This is a genomic window from Kocuria kalidii (genome assembly GCF_044462225.1).
Classification (GTDB): Bacteria; Actinomycetota; Actinomycetes; order Actinomycetales; family Micrococcaceae; genus Kocuria; species Kocuria kalidii.
Genome location: NZ_JBISWJ010000115.1, coordinates 17,374 through 33,987, shown reverse-complemented (window position 1 = coordinate 33,987; position 16,614 = coordinate 17,374). Strand labels below are relative to the sequence as shown.

Annotated in this window: 15 protein-coding genes; 6 read left to right on the top strand and 9 right to left on the bottom strand. The window is 73.5% G+C overall.

Annotated elements, in window-relative coordinates; genetic code table 11:
* Positions 1-123: 123 nt before the first annotated feature.
* The 3 genes from ACH9D3_RS17145 to ACH9D3_RS17135 form a co-directional block, all read right to left on the bottom strand.
* Complete coding sequence (locus ACH9D3_RS17145) at positions 124-1,707, bottom strand: alpha/beta fold hydrolase (RefSeq protein WP_396411854.1); 1,584 nt, start codon at positions 1,705-1,707, stop codon at positions 124-126.
* A gap of 222 nt (positions 1,708-1,929) precedes the next feature.
* On the bottom strand, positions 1,930-3,390 hold the full coding sequence (locus tag ACH9D3_RS17140) for a DHA2 family efflux MFS transporter permease subunit (protein WP_396411853.1): 1,461 nt from the start codon (positions 3,388-3,390) through the stop codon (positions 1,930-1,932).
* 31 nt (positions 3,391-3,421) lie between these two features.
* The gene (locus tag ACH9D3_RS17135) at positions 3,422-3,766 is read right to left on the bottom strand and encodes a UBP-type zinc finger domain-containing protein (RefSeq protein ID WP_396411873.1); all 345 of its coding nucleotides are present in this window, start codon (positions 3,764-3,766) and stop codon (positions 3,422-3,424) included.
* 193 nt (positions 3,767-3,959) lie between these two features.
* On the opposite strand from ACH9D3_RS17135, the gene ACH9D3_RS17130 reads away from it, so the two are divergent.
* Positions 3,960-4,886 carry a DUF5996 family protein gene (locus tag ACH9D3_RS17130; protein WP_396411852.1) on the top strand — a complete coding sequence of 309 codons (927 nt, stop codon included), beginning with the start codon at positions 3,960-3,962 and terminating at the stop codon, positions 4,884-4,886.
* 7 nt (positions 4,887-4,893) lie between these two features.
* On the opposite strand, the gene ACH9D3_RS17125 is transcribed toward ACH9D3_RS17130, so the two are convergent.
* Positions 4,894-5,331: a GNAT family acetyltransferase gene (locus ACH9D3_RS17125; protein ID WP_396411851.1), complete on the bottom strand. Its 438-nt coding sequence runs from the start codon at positions 5,329-5,331 to the stop codon at positions 4,894-4,896.
* Between the two features lie 130 nt (positions 5,332-5,461).
* Here ACH9D3_RS17125 and ACH9D3_RS17120 point away from each other — a divergent pair, with 130 nt between their 5' ends.
* Both ACH9D3_RS17120 and ACH9D3_RS17115 read left to right on the top strand, forming a co-directional pair.
* Positions 5,462-6,076, top strand: a complete 615-nt coding sequence (locus tag ACH9D3_RS17120; protein WP_396400487.1) for a hypothetical protein — start codon at positions 5,462-5,464, stop codon at positions 6,074-6,076.
* Positions 6,073-7,671 carry a GMC oxidoreductase gene (locus ACH9D3_RS17115; protein WP_396411850.1) on the top strand — a complete coding sequence of 533 codons (1,599 nt, stop codon included), beginning with the start codon at positions 6,073-6,075 and terminating at the stop codon, positions 7,669-7,671. The genes ACH9D3_RS17120 and ACH9D3_RS17115 overlap by 4 nt, the downstream gene beginning before the upstream one ends.
* Before the next feature lie 22 nt (positions 7,672-7,693).
* Here the strand turns inward: ACH9D3_RS17115 and ACH9D3_RS17110 are convergent, their stop codons facing one another.
* The gene (locus ACH9D3_RS17110) at positions 7,694-8,491 is read right to left on the bottom strand and encodes an IclR family transcriptional regulator domain-containing protein (protein ID WP_396411849.1); all 798 of its coding nucleotides are present in this window, start codon (positions 8,489-8,491) and stop codon (positions 7,694-7,696) included.
* A gap of 81 nt (positions 8,492-8,572) precedes the next feature.
* Positions 8,573-8,893 (bottom strand): antibiotic biosynthesis monooxygenase, encoded by a 321-nt coding sequence (locus tag ACH9D3_RS17105; RefSeq protein WP_396411848.1) that lies wholly within the window; start codon positions 8,891-8,893, stop codon positions 8,573-8,575.
* Positions 8,894-9,077: 184 nt separating this feature from the next.
* Here ACH9D3_RS17105 and ACH9D3_RS17100 point away from each other — a divergent pair, with 184 nt between their 5' ends.
* Positions 9,078-9,794: an FCD domain-containing protein gene (locus ACH9D3_RS17100; RefSeq protein ID WP_396411847.1), complete on the top strand. Its 717-nt coding sequence runs from the start codon at positions 9,078-9,080 to the stop codon at positions 9,792-9,794.
* A gap of 7 nt (positions 9,795-9,801) precedes the next feature.
* Entirely contained in the window at positions 9,802-11,946 is a 2,145-nt protein-coding gene (locus ACH9D3_RS17095) for a chorismate-binding protein (protein ID WP_396411846.1), read from the top strand.
* Here the strand turns inward: ACH9D3_RS17095 and ligM are convergent.
* From ligM to ACH9D3_RS17080, 3 genes are all read right to left on the bottom strand, one after another.
* Complete coding sequence (gene ligM, locus ACH9D3_RS17090) at positions 11,943-13,355, bottom strand: vanillate/3-O-methylgallate O-demethylase (protein ID WP_396411845.1); 1,413 nt, start codon at positions 13,353-13,355, stop codon at positions 11,943-11,945. The genes ACH9D3_RS17095 and ligM overlap by 4 nt on opposite strands.
* A gap of 64 nt (positions 13,356-13,419) precedes the next feature.
* Positions 13,420-14,274: a formyltetrahydrofolate deformylase gene (gene purU / locus ACH9D3_RS17085; RefSeq protein WP_396400570.1), complete on the bottom strand. Its 855-nt coding sequence runs from the start codon at positions 14,272-14,274 to the stop codon at positions 13,420-13,422.
* A 17-nt stretch (positions 14,275-14,291) separates the two neighbouring features.
* Positions 14,292-15,161, bottom strand: a complete 870-nt coding sequence (locus tag ACH9D3_RS17080) for a methylenetetrahydrofolate reductase (protein WP_396411844.1) — start codon at positions 15,159-15,161, stop codon at positions 14,292-14,294.
* 214 nt (positions 15,162-15,375) lie between these two features.
* Between ACH9D3_RS17080 and ACH9D3_RS17075 the strand changes: the two genes are divergently transcribed.
* Complete coding sequence (locus ACH9D3_RS17075) at positions 15,376-16,509, top strand: L-talarate/galactarate dehydratase (RefSeq protein WP_396400479.1); 1,134 nt, start codon at positions 15,376-15,378, stop codon at positions 16,507-16,509.
* Positions 16,510-16,614 lie beyond the last annotated feature (105 nt).

Sequence of the window (16,614 nt, the reverse complement as noted above, 5' to 3'; positions counted from 1 at the left end):
GCCGGAGCCGCCGGATCTTCCTGATTTCCCTGGCGGCTGGGCCGGTGCGGGGGCGATCTCGTACCGGCCGCTTTCTGCCCCGTCCGCACTCCGCCGCAGGGTCCGGCGGGCGGGCCCCACGGCTCAGCAGATCCTCTCCTCCGCGGGCAGCACTCCCTCGAGGAGGTAGGTGGTGACCGTCTCGTCGACGCACCGGTTGCCCCGCAGATAGGACCCGTGGCCCTCACCCACCCGGGTCAGCAGGCGTCCGTCCTCGAGCTGCGCGGCCAGTGCCTGCGACCACGCGTAGGGCGTGGCGGTGTCCCCCGTGCCGCCGACGACCAGGATGGGGCCCGCCCCCGCGGCGTCGATGGGTGCCGGCTCCCGGACCGGCCCGTGCGGCCAGGCGTCGCACGTGACGGCACCGTGGCTGAACCAGTCGCCCATGGTCGGGGCCAGCTCCTGGAGCCGGGTGTCCATCGCGGCCATGGCGGCCGGATCGGCGTCGACGGTGCGGTCCAGGCAGTTGATCGCGATGTTCGCCTCCATGCTGTTGCCCGGGTACGACCCGTCCGGCTGCCGGCCGTGGTAGGCGTCGGCCAGCGCCAGCAGAGCGGTTCCGTCGCCGTGGTCGAGGGCGAGAGCGAGCGCCGGGGTGAGGAACCACCAGTTCTGCTCGTTGTACAGCGGCAGGATCAGACCCGTCAGCGCCTCGTCGACGGTGAGCGGCCGCCCGTCGGCGGTCGGCAGCGGTTGCGCCTCGGCCTGCCGGAGCAGGGCCTCGATCTCGGCGAGCCCCTCGTCGACGGTCCCCTCGAAGGGGCACCCGTCCAGCGGCAGGCACGACTCGACGTACAGCCGGAGGGCACGCTCGAAGGCGGCGGCCTGACCGAGCACGACGCCCGCCTGGTCGAGGGACGGGTCCATGGCCGCGTCCAGCACGAACCGGCCCGTGTGCTGGGGGAACAGGTCGGCGTACGTGGCGCCGAGAAAGGTGCCGTAGGAGTAGCCGAGGTAGTGGAGCTCGTCGTCGCCCAGCACCGCCCGCAGGATGTCCAGGTCCTTGGCGGCGCTGACCGTGTCGACCTCGCCGAGCAGCGGGCCGGTGTTCGCCGCGCACGCCGCGGCGAACCGCTCGGCCGCCGCGACGGCCTGGGCGAGCCCCTCCGGGGTGTCGGGGTCGACGCTGCTCGCGCGCATCGCGTCCAGCGTGGCGTCGTCGATGCACTCCACGGCGGTGGAGCTGCCCACGCCCCGCGGGTCGAAGCCGACGATGTCGTACGCCGCCCGGACACGGGGGTCCAGACCCGCCGCCCACGCCTCGATCGACTCCGTGCCGGACCCGCCCGGGCCGCCGAAATTCACGAGCAGGGACCCCTGCCGGGCGGAGGGGTCGGTGCTCACCACCCGGGTGACCGCCAGCTCGATCTGCCCCGCGGCCGGGTTCTCGTGGTCGAGCGGCGCCCGCACCCGGGCGCACTCCGCCGCCACGCCGCAGGCGGTCCACACGGGCTGCTGGGCGTAGAAGTCCTCGAGCCCGGGCGGCACCTGCGCGGCGACGACGACGTCGGTCTGCGGCGCAGCGACCGTGGCCGCCCCGGCCGCCGGACCGGACGCCAGGAGCACGGCCAGCGCCAGCGCGGAGCCCGCACGGCGCGTGCGCCGTCGCCTCCTGTCGCGAGCGCAGGAGAGCTGGTCGGGGCCGCGGGTGTTCTCGGGAGGACGCATGGGTCACCACTGCTTTCGGTCGAACCGGCCGGGCGCCGGTGCGCGATCACGAGCGCGGACGCGCACGTCGTGATCCCTGCCGGCGACCTCGCGGCCCGCCGGGCCTCGGACGCCCCCGCGCCCCGCAGCCCCGGCCTTCACGCCCCACCGCCGTACGACAAGGGGCTTCAGGGTAGGAACGCGCCGATCGGGCGGTCAAGGATGTGTCGCGTCACGAAGGCGTCACGGGTGGTCCCGCGCCGTGGGCCGCAGGACCACCGCGGACAGCAGCCCGCCCGCCGTGAGCAGACCCGCGCACACCCCCATGACCACGGGGAACCCCTCGCGCACCCGGGCCGGGTCGGTGAGGCCCGTCTCCCCGAGTCCCCCCACCAGCGGGATCGCCGCGACCGCGAGCAGGCCCGCCGTGCGCGCCACGGCGTTGTTCACCCCGCTCGCCAGCCCGGCCTGCTCCGTGGGCAGCGCTCCGAGGACCGTGGCGGTCAGCGGCGCGACCAGCAGGGTCAGCCCGGCGCCGAACACCGCGGCCGGGACCAGCACCTCCAGGAGGTAGTGCGCCCCGGGGCCCACCCGGCCCAGCAGGAGCACTCCGAGCGCGGCGATCAGGGGGCCGGCCGTCATGGGCGGTCGCGGGCCCACCCGGTGCACCAGGGCACCGGCGGACGGTGAGAGCAGCAGCATCAGGACGGTGACGGGCAGCAGGGACAGCCCGGCCGCCACGGGAGAGAACCCCGACCCCACCTGGAGGGCCACGACGAGGACGAAGAAGACCGCGCCCAGGCCGGCGTAGACCAGGAAGGTGATGACGTTCGCCGCCACGAACAGCCGCTGCCCGAGCAGCGCGGGAGGCAGCAGCGGGGACACCGCCCGCCGCTCCCACGCCAGGAACACCGCCAGCAGGACGGCTCCGGCCCCGAGCGCCCCGCCCGCACCCGGTACCGACGGGTCGTCGCCGGCCGCGGCTGTCAGCCCGAGCGTCAGCGACCCCAGCCCGGCGACCAGCAGCACGGCGCCGGGCACGTCGAGCTGCGGACAGGCCGCCGGGTTCCTCGACTCGGGCACGTGCCGGCGGGCGATCAGCGCGACGGCGAGGGCCACCGGCAGATTGACCAGGAACACCCACCGCCAGGACGCGGTCTGGACCAGCCAGCCACCCGCGAACGGCCCCACCGCCGAGGCCACCCCCGTGAGCCCCGACCAGGCGCCGATGGCGCGGGCGCGGTGCCCCGGCGCGAAGGACGACTGCAGGATCGCGAGTGCGGTCGGCACCAGGAGAGCGCCGCCGACGCCCTGGACGGCCCGCGCCGCGACGAGGACGGTGACGTCCGGGGCCAGGCCGCACAGCGCGGAGGCCCCCGCGAAGCAGCCGACGCCGATCAGGAAGATCCGGCGCCGGCCGTACCGGTCCCCCAGCGAACCGCCCAGCAGGACGAGCGCGGCCAGGGTCAGCGTGTACCCGTTGACCACCCAGGTCAGACCGGTGCTCCCCGCGCCCAGGTCGGCGCCGACGGACGGCAGGGCGATGCTCACCACGGTCGTGTCGATGAACGTCAGGGCCGAGCCCAGGACGGTGGCGGCCAGCACCCACCAGGCCCGCCGCTGCCCCCAGGCCAGCAGGACCGGCGCGGCACCGGGGTCGGGCGGGGCGGTACCGGGGCCGTCCTGAGCGGGTGGTTCCACCATCACGCCCTCCGGCCACGCCGCCGGCTGCGGTTCACCGGTGGATGCGCCGGCGCCAGTCGGCAGGCACGGCCCCCGCGGGGCCGGGCACCGGCTGGTCCTCCGGGCGATGCAGTGGCGCGGCGAGGTCGGGGCCCTGTGTGAAGGAGCCGGTGGCGTAGTCCCAGTACCAGGACTCCCCCGGCTCGAAGCTGCGCACGTACCGGTGGCCGGTCTGTCCGTAGTGGGCCGTGGCGTGCTGGGACGGAGAGCTGTTGCAGCAGCCGATGTGGCCGCACCGGGCGCACCGGCGCAGGTGCACCCACCACCCGCCGGCTTCCAGGCACTCGGCGCATCCCGTGCCGCTCGGCGGGGCGGCCTCGTCGATGTCGTCGTTCATGTCGTCGTTCATGTCGTCGTTCATGTCGTCGTTCATGTCGTCGTTCGTGTCGTCGTCGCTCATGCCGACCACCTCCACAGTGCAGAACGCCGCCCACCGCGGCCTCCCGCACCACTGTGGCACTTCCGCCGGACCGCGGACACCCCCTGGACGCCGTGGCGTGACGCCCGCACACTGGGGCGCAGGAGGAGCCATGACCCACGTCGCCTTTCCCGAGATGCCCTACGAGTCCTGGCGGGACACCCTGGACACCGTCCACCGGTTCGCCCAGGTGGTCGGCAAGGTGCGGCTGGCGGCCGCGCCGCGCCGCAACCACTGGTGGAACGTCCCGTTCCACGTCACCGGCCGCGGCATCACCACGCGACCGATGGGACGGGACCCGGTCTTCGCGATCGACTTCGATTTCCTGGACCACCGCCTCGATGTGAGCACCGCCGCCGGGGCCCGGCACTCCTTCGCCCTGCCGGGGCTGTCCGTCGCCGAGTTCCACGCCCGGGTGCTGCGCGCCCTGGAAGCGGTGGGGGTGGAGGTGACCATCGCCCGTCCGCACCCGTTCGACCTGCCCGACTCCGGGCGTCCGTTCAGCGCCGACACCGAGCACGCCGCCTACGACCCCGCCGCCGTCACCCGCTACTGGCAGGTCCTCGGCCAGGTGAACCTGCTGCTGGAGGAGTTCGCCGCCGGCTGGTCCGGGAAGACGAGCCCCGTGCACCACTTCTGGCACACGTTCGACATCACCGTGACCCGCTTCGCCGACCGCTTCGTGGATCCCCCGCCCGGCACGGACCCGGTCACCCGGGAGGCCTACTCCCGGGAGGTCATCAGCTCCGGGTTCTGGTTCGGGGACGCGGCCTTCCCGGAACCGGCCTTCTACTCCTACACGGCCCCGGAGCCCGACGGGCTGGCCGACGAGCCCCTGCGGCCGGAGACCGCGTCCTGGAGCGACCGCGGCGGCGCCCACCTCGCGGTGCTGCGCTACGACGACGTGCGGGCGCTGCCCGATCCGCACGGCGCCGTGCTGGAGTTCTGGGACAGCGCCTACCGTGCCGGGGCGCGCCGCAGCGCCTGGGACTTCGCGCGCTACGACTGCCCGGAGGGCGTCACCGACCCCCTCGGCTGAGCCGGGGTCAGCCGCTCTGCCGGGCCTGCCGCTCGGGGTCGAAGAACTTCCCGAGCACCACGGTGTCCTGGACGGCGTACCCCATCCGCTCGTAGAACTGCCGGGTGCCGGTGTTGGCGGTGCGGACCATGAGCTGCATCTTCGGGATGCCGCGCTCTGCCACCCACTCCTCCGCCGCGGCCATCAGCTCACGGCCCAGCCCCTGGCCCCGGCGGGCCGGGTGCACGGCCACGTAGTAGGCCCATCCCCGGTGGCCGTCGTGGCCGACCATGGCGGTGCCGGCGAGACGGCCGTCCTCGACGGCGGCCAGGACGGTGGAGGACGCGCTTCCGAGCGCCCGGTCCAGGTCCGCCCGGGGGTCGTTCCAGGGGCGGGTCAGCCCCGCGTCCTGCCACAGGGACACGGCGTCCTCGCGCAGGTGCTCCGGCAGTCGTTCGACGATCACGCGGCCTCCTTCGGTCGGCCCATGCTCTCACGGACGGCGATTCTCGCCCTGCGATAACAGATCTGGTCCACGGCCGTGAGCCGGCTCACACTCTGAGCTACACCCGTCACCGCCGACGAGGAGGAGACCCATGGTCTATCCCGCGAAGTACTCCGCCCTGAACGCCCTCGCCCTGACCGACGAGGCGAAGCGCACCCTCACCCGCGTCATCCGGGTCGCGTTCCCCCACCCCCGGATCCCGGACGGCCCGTACGAACGGATGACGGAGAAGATCGTGGCCGAGGCCGAGAACTCCACGTGGTTCCGGATGGCCCTGACCCAGGGACTGCTGACCCTGAACTCGCTCAGCGACGCGCCGTTCGTGGAGCTGCCGGACGACGCCGCGCTCAAGGTGCTCAAGCGGATCGCCGACCTCGAGTTCTTCGGCTTCATCCGCCGCACCACCGTGCTGCACCTCTACGACGACCCCGAGGTGTGGGAGGCCTTCGGCTACGAGGGCGAGTCCTTCTCCCAGGGCGGCTACCTGCACCGCGGCTTCGACGACCTCGACTGGCTGCCGGACCCGCGCATCGAGGAGTCCGAGGAGGAGCTCACCGAGTGCGGGCCCCTCGGGTACCGGGTGGCGACCGCCGCCCCCAAGGAGGGGTGGAATGTGGCCGCGAAGCCGGCGGCCGAGACCACCGACGAGCCCTTCAGCGACCTCTTCAAGGGGTCGGACGTCATCGACCACGGAGAGACCGCATGACCACCACGCCCCAGGACCAGCAGCGCTCCGCCCGCATCGAGCTCGACGACGACTCCGCCGTCGTGGTCATCGGCTCCGGCGCCGGCGGCGGGACCCTCGCCCACGAGCTGACCGAGAAGGGCATCAAGGTGGTGCTGCTCGAGGCCGGGCCGCACCTGACCAGCGAGGACTGGGTCAACGACGAGTGGGAGGCCTTCCACCAGATGGCCTGGCTGGACCCGCGGACCACCACGGGGTCGTGGCGGATCGCCCGGGACTTCCCCAACCTCCCCACGTGGATCGTCAAGGCCGTCGGCGGGACCACCACCCACTGGTCCGGGGCCACGCCGCGCTTCAAGGCCCACGAGTTCCGCACGCGCAGCGTCTACGGGCGCGTCGACGGCGCCAACCTCCTGGACTGGCCGATCGGCCTGGAGGACCTCGCCCCGTACTACGACCGCGCCGAGCAGAAGATCGGCAGCACCCACCGCCACGGCCGCCCGCCGCTGCCCGCGAACAACAACTACAAGGTCCTGGCCGCGGGCGCGGAGAAGCTCGGCTACCGGCACTACGCGACCGGCCCCTACGGGACCAACGCGGAGCCCTACGACGGGCGCCCGGCCTCCATCCAGGACGGGTTCAACTTCCAGGGCGACAAGAACCGCTCGAAGTGGTCCACGCTGGTCTCGGAGATCCCGAAGGCCCTGCGCACGGGGCACCTCGACCTGCGCCCGGACTGCCACGCCGTGCAGATCACCCACACGGAGAAGGGCCTGGTCGACAGCGTGCTCTACGTCGACGGCGACGGCCAGGTGCAGCGGCAGAAGGCGCGGCTCGTGGCGGTGGCGTGCAACGCGATCGAGACGCCCCGGCTGCTGATGCTCTCCGGGTCCCCGCTGTTCCCGGACGGGCTCGCGAACTCCTCCGGGCAGGTGGGCCGCAACTACATGCGGCACACCACGGGCTCCGTCTACGCGCAGTTCGACCGCCCGGTGCACATGTACCGGGGGGAGACGATGGCCGGGATCGTCGCGGACGAGTCCCGCCACGACGTGGACCGCGGCTTCGCCGGCGGGTACTACATGGAGACGATCTCCCTGGGCCCCGCGTTCCTCGCCAGCTTCGCGGACCCCGGGTCCTGGGGACCGGATTTCGCGGCCCTGCTGGACGGCTACGAGAACACCGCCGGAATGTGGGTGGTGGGCGAGGACATGCCGCAGGAGACCAACCGGGTCACGCTCAACACGGCCGTCACGGACCACCTGGGGCTGCCCGTGCCGAACGTGCACTTCGACGACCACGCCAACGACGTCGCGATGCGCAACCACGGCTACCAGCAGGCGTCCCTGCTCTACGAGTCCGTGGGCGCGACCTCCGTGCACCACACCCCGCCCTACCCGGCGACCCACAACATGGGCACGGCGCGGATGAGCGAGCGCCCCGAGGACGGGGTGACCAACGCGTTCGGCCAGACCCACGACGTGCCGAACCTCTTCGTCTCCGACGGTTCGCTGTTCACCACCGGCGCGGCGGCGAACCCGACGCTGACGATCGTGGCCCTGGCCGTCCGGCAGGCGGACTACATCGCGCAGCAGCTGGCCGGGCGCCACCTGTAGCGGCCTGGGCGCGGAGGTCTGCTCAGCCGGCCGCAGGGCCGGCCGGGCAGGCCTCCGCCGCGCGCAGGGCCCGGCCCACGCGGTCCGCGGCGTCCCGCAGGACGGGTGCGATCGTGCGGTGCCTGCGCTCGAAGTCGGAGGGCCGCAGCGACACCGCCACGGAGCCGAGGGTGCGGCCGGCCGCGTCGACGACCGGCGCGGCCAGGCACGAGGCGCCGGGCACGAACTCCTCGCGCTCCGTGGCGATGCCCTCCGCGCGCACGCGCCCGAGCTCGTGCCCGAGGCGCTCCGGCGTGGTGAGCGTGCGCTCCGTGAGGGGGCGCATCCCGTGGCGGTCGAGGTACTCCGCCACCTCGTCGTCGTCCATGCGGGAGAGCAGGATCTTGCCGAAGGCCGTGGCGTGGGCGGCGTCGGTGAACCCGAAGTCCAGGGGATCGATGCGCGGCCGGCGCGGGGAGTCGGCCACGTGCGCCAGCACGATGGCGTCGCCGCGGTAGACCGCGAAGTAGGCGGCGGCGTCCGCACTCGCGTGCAGCTCCCGGACCGCCCGCCGCACGGTGCCCGGGGTGCCGACCTGCTGGCGCAGGGAGGTGTCGAGGGCGTGGACCTTGTAGCCCAGGCCGTAGCGCCGCTGGTCCCTGAGGTGCACCACGTGCTCGGAGGCCACGAGCGTCTGCAGCAGCCGGTAGACCGAGGGCAGCGGGATCCCGAGCTCGGTGCTGATGTCCTTGGCCGTGGCTCCGCGGGGGTCCCCCGCGACCACGTCCAGCAGGGCGAAAGCCTTCTGGACGGAGGCCATGCCGGTCTCGTGTGCGGTCATGCCTCACATTGTGGCGTGCCGGGTTGCACGTGCCAACAGCCCGGGCGTCCGCTCCCGGGCCGGCGGCGCGTCAGCGGGCGCTCAGTCGACCGTGATCTCGCCCATCCGGTTCCAGCCCGAGGCCGAGATCTGCTCGCTGACGATCTGCGGGGTCTCCACCAGCGCCTGGGGGGCGGCCGCCGTGAACTCCTTGAAGTGGTCGCTGTCGACGTGCGGGCCCGCGCCGTCGTCCTCGAAGGCCTCGACGAGCACGAACTCGTGGGGGTCCTCCACGCTGCGGGACCAGTCGAACCACAGGTTGCCCGGTTCCGCGCGGGTGGCCTCGGTGAACTCCTCGGAGAAGTCGATCCAGCGGTCGGCCCACTCCGGCTTCACCTTGAACTTGACGACGATGAAGATCATCCCTGCTCCCTCCTCGCGGACGCCCCGGGCGTCCCGGGGCTCTCGATGCCAGTGTCACGGCCCGGTGCTCGGCCCGCCAAGGAAGGTTATCGCGGACCGATAACCGCGGCGCCCGCGCTTCCACGGGAACGGGCCCCGGAAGACCCGGGCGGCGGGCACCGCGCCCGGGTGGGATCATGTCCCCATGAGCCGCAACCTCACCACCGCCCTCGTCGACGACCTCCGGGCGCGCATCGTCGACGGGCGCATCTCCCCCGGCGAGCGCCTGCCCAGCGAGAGCACGCTGATCGCGGAGCACGGGGTCAGCCGCACGGTGGTGCGCGAGGCCGTCGCCCGGCTCCAGGCCGAGGGGCTCGTGCACACCCGGCGGGGCAGCGGCAGCTTCGTGCTGACCCCTCCGGCCACGCCCGGCGGGACGAGCCGGCCGGTGCGCACCCTGCAGGACCGGCGCCGGCTGCTGGCCTTCCGCACCGGGGTCGAGTCCGAGGCGGCGGCGCTGGCGGCCACGGCGCGCGAGGAGCACCAGCTCGCCCGGATGGAGGACGCCCTCGCCCGCTCCGAGCGGGAGGTCGACAACCCGGCCGCGTCCCTGGAGAACGACTTCGACTTCCACCGGACCGTGGCGGAGGCCAGCGGCAACCCCTACTACGTGGACGCCCTGACCGGTCTCGGGCCGGCCATGATCACCATGCCGCCGCGCCGGCTGGACGGTGCCCCCGGGAGCGGCGGAGAGCGCGCGGCCCGGGTCGCCGCCGAGCACCGGTCGGTGCTGGACGCGATCCGGGCCCGGGACCCGCTCGCCGCGTCGGCCGCCATGCGCGCGCACCTGGCGAACTCCCGGTGGCGGCTCGAGGCGGAGGCCGGCGGCGGGACGCCCACGGCTGTCCCGGGGAACGGCTGAGGCCGGCATGGCGCGGGAGGAGATCCTCACCGGGGTGTCCCTGACACCGGTGCAGATGCTGCGGGCGCTGCGGGACGAACCCGGGCTGGTGGGTCTGTTCGGCGACTGGCAGGACGGGGACGCCCTGATCGGCTTCCGGCCGCTCCGGGTGCTCGGCGAGGAGGAGGATCCGTTCGCGGCCCTGGACGCCCGCCATCCGCAGGATCCGAGCACGACGGACGACGACCCGAGGCGGAAGGACCCGGCGGGAAGCGATCCCCGGGCGGAGGACCCGGCGGCCGACGGTCCCGGGGCCCCGTTCGGGGGCGGCTGGATCGGCTACCTCGGCTACCAGCTGGCCCGGCGGCTCGAGCGGCTGCCTCCGGCCCCGCCACGCCCGCTGCGGCTCCCGGAGCACCGTCTCGGGTACTACGACCACGTCCTGCGCCACCGCGCCGCGGACGGGGCCTGGGTCCTCGCCTGGCTGCCCGGCACGGACCCGGCCCGGGTGGCGGCCGCACGGGCGCTCGCCCGGTCGGCGTCGGACGCCCCGCACGCTCCGGCCGCCTACCGGTGCGGGCCCTTCGCGGCCGACGCCTCGGCGGCCGAGCACGCCGCGGCCGTGGCCGCGGTGCTGGGCCACATCCGGAACGGCGACGTCTTCCAGACCAACGTCTGCCGCGGTCTCGAGGCCGGCTTCGAGGGCGATCCCCTCGACCTGTTCTGCGCCGGGCACGAGGCACTGGCCCCGCGCTTCGCCGCGTTCCTGCGCCTCCCGGCGGGGGCGGTCGCCAGCCTGTCCCCGGAGCTGTTCCTGCGCCGCACCGGGCGCACGGTCCTGACCTCCCCGATCAAGGGCACCGCGCCGGCCGCGAGCGATCCCGCGGCCCTGCACGCCTCGGCGAAGAACCGGGCGGAGAACGTGATGATCGTGGACCTCATGCGCAACGACCTCTCCCGGGCGTGCCTCCCCGGATCGGTGCGGGCCCCCGCGGCGCCCCGGGTCGAGCCCCACACCGGGGTCCACCACCTGGTCGCGGACGTGCACGGCCGGCTGCCCGCCGGCCTCGGGGACGGGGCGCTGCTGCGGGCGACGTTCCCGCCCGGCTCCTGCACGGGTGCCCCGAAGATCCGGGCCATGGAGATCGTCAACGCGCTCGAGCCCGCGGCCCGCGAGGTCTACACGGGGGCGATCGGGTTCGCGGGCCCGGCCGGTCTCGTGCTCAACGTGGCGATCCGCACCTTCGAGTTCACCGGTGACCGGGTCCGGCTGGGCGTGGGCGGCGGGATCGTGGCCGACTCCGACCCGGCGGACGAGACGCACGAGACGCTCGTGAAGGCGGTGCCCCTGCTCGACGCCGTCGGGGCCGTGCTGGACGAGGACCTCCGGCAGGACTGGGACGGGCACGGCGCCGCGGCCGACCCGTCGGCGCTGTCAGCCCCGTCGGCCCTCCCGGCCCTGCCGGCCCTCCCGGCGATCCGCGCGGAGGGGGTCTTCACCACGCTGCTCGTGCGCGGGGGCAGGCCCGTGGACCTCGACGCCCACCTGGGGCGGCTCGGCGCCAGCTGCCTCGCCTGCTACGGCACCGCCCTGCCCCCGGGCGTCCGCGCCGAGGTGGAGGGCCGGGCCTCCGGGCTGCCCGGCCCCCACCGGCTGCGGATCACCGCGGCCCCGGCCCCGGAGGGGGCCCTGACCGTGACGGTCACGACGACGGCCCTCCCGCCGGAGCCGGTGCCGCCGTGGCGGCTCGTGCCCCTGCGGCTGCCCGGTGGGCTCGGCGAGCACAAGTGGGCGGACCGGCGGGCGCTCGCCCACGAGCCGGAGTCCGGGCTGTGGACGCGCAGCTGCGACCCCCTGCTCGTGGACGAGGACGGCACCCTCCTGGAGACGGGCCGGGCCAACATCTTCGTCGTCGTCGACGGCGCCGTGCTCACCCCGCCCGCGGACGGCCGGATCCTGCCCGGGGTGGTGCGCGCCCGCGTCCTGGCGGCGCTGCGCGACGCCGGGGCGGACGTGCACGAGCGCCCCGTGCGGTGGGCGGAGCTCGCCCGCGCCACCGAGGTGTTCGTGACCAACTCGGTGGCCGGCGTGCACCCCGTGGGGGTCGTCGACGGCGTCGGACGGTGGGAGCCCGGCCCCGTCCAGCGGGCCCTCGGACGGCTCCTCGGCTAGCCCTTCTGGGCCGAGGCGGTCCGCCAGCCGCCGTGGTACTCCTTGCGCACCACCTCGGAGTACGGCACCGGGCTGACCACCGCGCGGACCTCGAGCTGCTCGTGGGGCTCGACGGTCGTCTTGCGGCTGCCGCCGTCGGGCTCGCCCCAGACCACCTTCAGCTCGGTGCCATCGGGCACGTTCGCGTCGACGGTGGCCAGCGACAGGGCCTTGTGCTCGTTGTAGCTGTAGCCGGTGAACATGGACAGGCCCACGGTGCGGCCGTCGGCGTCGACCACGGCGTCGTAGTTCGAGGACCCGTAGTTGGCCAGGGGCAGGTCGAAGTACTTGTAGTCCGGGCCCGCGGTGTCGAAGAGGGACGCGAACAGCTTCTGCACATCCTCCGCGTTCCAGGCCAGGGTGGCCTTCCGGCGCTGGGCCGAGGGGTCCATCCGCTCCAGGGCGTCGCGGCCGATGAAGTCGTGGTCGAACTTCACGAAGGACCCGTAGCCCAGCTCCCACGGCGTGAGGTAGTAGTCCTCGATGTTCTCGGAGACGAAGCTGCCGGCGAGCGCGTTGGTCGCCTCGTAGCTGTCCGCCCCGAGCCACTTCCGGTAGTCCGCCGTGCCCTCGCCGGTGTAGACGGCCGGGAGCGGGGACGGGATCCAGCCGGACTCCAGCGTGTTCGAGGGGTACGCCCGGGCCCCGACGGGAACGATGCCGAACTCGGCGCCGACCTCCAGGATCGTCTGGCGCACCTGGTCGTAGGACTCGTACGGACCCCAGATCTCGAGCCCGGGCTCCCCGGCCATGCCGTGGCGCAGGGTGCGCACCTGCGCACCGCCGACGCTCATCCGGTCCATCGTGAAGAACTTCAGCTGCTCGAGCGGCCCGCCGTTGAGCCTCTCGATGATCTGCCACGCGTTGGGGCCCTGGATCTGGAAGCGCCAGTACTTCCGGACCACGGGCTTGCCCATCGGTCGGGACGGGGAGCGGCGGTCGACCTCGATGTCGACGTCGTACCCGCCGGTCTCCCCGTGGAAGAGCAGCCAGTTGGCGGCCGGGGCGCGGCCCACGTAGACGTACTCGTCCTCCTCCTGGTGGAACAGGATGCCGTCGCCGATCACGTGGCCGTCCGGGGTCGTGGGCACGTACTGCTTCGCCTTGTTCACGGGGAACGTCTTGGTGCTGTTGATCGCGGTGTCCGAGATCAGCTTCAGCGCGTCCTTGCCGCGGATGAACAGGTTGTCCATGTGGTGGGACTGGTCGTAGAGGACGGCGGTCTCCCGCCACGCCTTCTGCTCGCTGCGCCAGTTGTGGAACTCGGGCGCGACGACCGGGTAGACGTAGGCGCCGATCTGCGAGTTGCGCAACAGGTCGACGGTGCCGTCCGAGGCGTCGAGGACGTCCTGGAGAGTGCGGGGTGCCACGGTGAACTCCTTCTCTGCGGTGGTGCCCCGCCGGCGCGGGCGCGCCGGCGGGGCGGGAACGGGATCAGAACACGATGGTGTGCCGGTCGTGCCGGATGATGCGGTCCTGGCAGTGCCACAGCACGGCACGGGAGAGCACCTGGCGCTCCACGTCCGCGCCGCGCCGGGCGAGCTCCTGCGCGGAGTCCCGGTGCGAGGCCCGGACCACGTCCTGCTCGATGATCGGGCCCTCGTCGAGGTCCTCGGTGACGTAGTGGGCGGTGGCGCCGATGATCTTCACGCCCCGCTCCTTCGCCTTGCGGTACGGCGCGGCCCCGATGAAGGCCGGCAGGAACGAGTGGTGGATGTTGATCACCGGCACCCCGACCCGGGCCAGGAACGAGGAGGACAGGACCTGCATGTACCGGGCGAGGACCACGAGGTCGACGTTGCCCGGCAGCAGGCGCAGGTGCTCCGCCTCGGCCGCGGCCTTGTCCTCGGTGGGCACGTAGAAGAACGGGATGCCGAAGCCGCGCACGTCCTCGGCCATGTCGGGGTGGTTGGAGACGACCATGGAGATCGTCATGGGCAGCTCGCCGCGGCGCTGGCGCCAGATGAGGTCGAGGAGACAGTGGTCGGACTTCGAGGCGAAGACCGCCACCCGCCGCGGCACCGACAGGTCGGTCAGCCGCCACTCGAGCTCGAAGTCCTCCGCGAGCGCGGTGTCGAGGTCCTGCTCGAGGGCGGGACGGCAGGCCGCGTAGTCGGCGAGGTGGAAGACCGTGCGCTGGAAGAAGGCGCCGCCCTCGGGGTCGTCGGAGTGCTGGTCGAGGGCCACGATGTTCGCGCCGTGCCGGGCGAGGACCTCGGTGACGACGGCGACGATCCCCGCCTGGTCCCGGCCGTGCACCACGAGGCTGGCGTGGTCCGGGCGCAGCATCGACGGCTGGGCGCCGCTCACGGCGTCCGCCCGCCCGACCCGAACCCGCGGACCCACTCGGCCGTGGTCCGCAGCCCGCCGAAGGTGTAGAAGTGCAGGAGCACCTGCCCGTGGACCGCGGGGTCGTGACCGGCGGCGAGATCGCGCAGGAACCGGTCCGGTCCCGCGGTGCCCAGCAGGTTGGTCAGGGAGAAGCCGTACTTCTGCACGATGCCGGCCGAGGTGCCCACGCCGAAGCGGCGCGCGTAGCCGAGCAGGCGCTTGACGCCCGCGGGCCCCGGCACCCCGACCCGCACCGGGGCGTCCACGCCGCGGCGGCGCACCTCGGCCAGCCACTCCAGCACCGGGTCCTTGTCGAAGCCGAACTGGGTGATGATCTCGGGCTCGAGGCCCTGCTCGCGGATCGCGGCCGTCTTGTCGGTCAGCGCGGACCACAGGGTGTCGTCGTCGATGTCGGGGTGGCCCTCCGGGTAGCCGCTGACGCCCACCCCCCGCACGCCGTGCTGCTGGAGCACGCCGGTGCGGATGACGGAGAGGGAGTCCGGATACGGGCCCTCCGGGGTCTCGGGGTCCCCGCCCACCACGAAGACGTGCTCGGCGGCGCCGACCTCCGCGAGCGCCGCGAGGAACTCCTCGAGCTCGTCCTGGGAGCGCAGCCGCCGCGCCGAGAAGTGGGGCACGGGGACGAATCCGCGCTCCCGCACCGCACGGGCCGCGGCCACCCGCATGGCGAGGTCCTCGTTGCCGAGGAAGGTGACGTTGATGCGGGTCCCCTGCGGGATCACGGGGGCCGCCTCCTCGAGCGCCGGCACGTCCTTGCCCGTCATCTCGAGGGAGAAGTCCCGGAGCAGCGCGGCAGCACCGGCGTCGGGCGTGTCGATCGGCATCGAGCCACATCCTTTCCACATCGCGCGCCCGGGGGCGGGCCCGCGGGCGTGGGCTGAAGTCGTTCCGGTGCCAGTGTCGCAGGTCACAATAACTATGTACAGAGTGTTTCGACGCCCGCCCGCACCGGGAGCCGCTGGCCCGTACTAGTCATACAAGTGATCTACTTGTACGATTCATCATGACCGCCGTCACCGAGATCCCGAGGAACCCGCCATGCCGTACACCCCGGACGCCGTCCGCCACGTCAAGCTCTCCACCGCCACCCTGCCGCTGAGCACCCCCATCTCGGACGCCAAGGTCTTCACGGGCCGGCAGAAGCCCATGACCGAGGTGGTGTTCCTGTTCGCCGAGATCGCCACCGCCCAGGGGCACACCGGGGTCGGCTTCAGCTACTCGAAGCGCGCCGGGGGCCCCGCCCAGTACGCCCACGCGAAGGAGGTCGCCGAGGGCCTGCTCGGCGAGGACCCCAGCGACATCGCCAAGGTGTACGACAAGCTGCTGTGGGCGGGCGCCTCGGTGGGCCGCTCCGGGGTGGCCACCCAGGCCCTGGCCGCGGTCGACGTCGCCCTGTGGGACCTCAAGGCCAAGCGGGCCGGGCTGCCGCTGGCCAAGCTGCTGGGCGCCCACCGGGACTCCGTGCGCACCTACAACACCTCCGGCGGCTTCCTGCACGCCTCCCTGGAGGAGGTCCAGGACCGCGCCACCCGCTCCCTCGAGGAGGGCATCGGCGGGATCAAGATCAAGGTGGGCCTCCCCGACTCCGCCGAGGACCTGCGGCGGGTCGCCGGGGTCCGAGAGCACATCGGCTGGGACGTGCCCCTCATGGTCGACGCGAACCAGCAGTGGGACCGCGCCACGGCCCTGCGGATCGGCCGGCGGCTCGAGGAGTTCGACCTCACGTGGATCGAGGAGCCCCTGGACGCCTACGACGCCGAGGGGCACGCCCAGCTCGCGGCGGCCCTCGACACCCCCGTGGCCACGGGCGAGATGCTCTCGTCCGTGGCGGAGCACGTCCGGCTCATCGACACCGGCGCCTGCGACATCATCCAGCCCGACGCCCCGCGCGTCGGCGGCATCACGCAGTTCCTGCGGCTGGCGGCCCTGGCCGACCAGCGCGGCCTGGGGCTGGCCCCCCACTTCGCCATGGAGATCCACCTGCACCTCGCGGCGGCCTATCCGCGGGAGCCGTGGGTGGAGCACTTCGACTGGCTCGACCCGCTCTTCGAGGAGCGCCTGGAGACCCGGGACGGGCGCATGCTCGTGCCCGAGCGCCCCGGGCTGGGTGTCACGCTCAGCGGCCAGGCACGCGCCTGGACCACGGACAGCGTGGAGTTCGGTGCGGCGTAGCCTCCCCGTCCCACCCCGCCGGAACCGCGCCCGCAACACGCCCCGACAATTTCCGGATGATCCCTTGACCCGTGAGGCAGGTCACAGCTACGCTCTGGAAAACGC

Excerpts from the sequence above, each read along its gene's own strand:
- ACH9D3_RS17140 (WP_396411853.1), bottom strand. The coding sequence starts at position 3,390 with ATGGTGGAACCACCCGCTCAGGACGGCCCCGGTACCGCCCCGCCCGAC.
- purU (WP_396400570.1), bottom strand. The coding sequence starts at position 14,274 with ATGCTGCGCCCGGACCACGCCAGCCTCGTGGTGCACGGCCGGGACCAG.
- ACH9D3_RS17145 (WP_396411854.1), bottom strand. The coding sequence starts at position 1,707 with ATGCGTCCTCCCGAGAACACCCGCGGCCCCGACCAGCTCTCCTGCGCT.
- ACH9D3_RS17095 (WP_396411846.1), top strand. The coding sequence starts at position 9,802 with ATGGCGCGGGAGGAGATCCTCACCGGGGTGTCCCTGACACCGGTGCAG.
- ACH9D3_RS17105 (WP_396411848.1), bottom strand. The coding sequence starts at position 8,893 with ATGATCTTCATCGTCGTCAAGTTCAAGGTGAAGCCGGAGTGGGCCGAC.
- ACH9D3_RS17135 (WP_396411873.1), bottom strand. The coding sequence starts at position 3,766 with ATGAACGACGACATCGACGAGGCCGCCCCGCCGAGCGGCACGGGATGC.
- ACH9D3_RS17075 (WP_396400479.1), top strand. The coding sequence starts at position 15,376 with ATGCCGTACACCCCGGACGCCGTCCGCCACGTCAAGCTCTCCACCGCC.
- ACH9D3_RS17115 (WP_396411850.1), top strand. The coding sequence starts at position 6,073 with ATGACCACCACGCCCCAGGACCAGCAGCGCTCCGCCCGCATCGAGCTC.
- ACH9D3_RS17120 (WP_396400487.1), top strand. The coding sequence starts at position 5,462 with ATGGTCTATCCCGCGAAGTACTCCGCCCTGAACGCCCTCGCCCTGACC.
- ACH9D3_RS17080 (WP_396411844.1), bottom strand. The coding sequence starts at position 15,161 with ATGCCGATCGACACGCCCGACGCCGGTGCTGCCGCGCTGCTCCGGGAC.
- ACH9D3_RS17100 (WP_396411847.1), top strand. The coding sequence starts at position 9,078 with ATGAGCCGCAACCTCACCACCGCCCTCGTCGACGACCTCCGGGCGCGC.
- ACH9D3_RS17130 (WP_396411852.1), top strand. The coding sequence starts at position 3,960 with ATGACCCACGTCGCCTTTCCCGAGATGCCCTACGAGTCCTGGCGGGAC.
- ACH9D3_RS17110 (WP_396411849.1), bottom strand. The coding sequence starts at position 8,491 with ATGACCGCACACGAGACCGGCATGGCCTCCGTCCAGAAGGCTTTCGCC.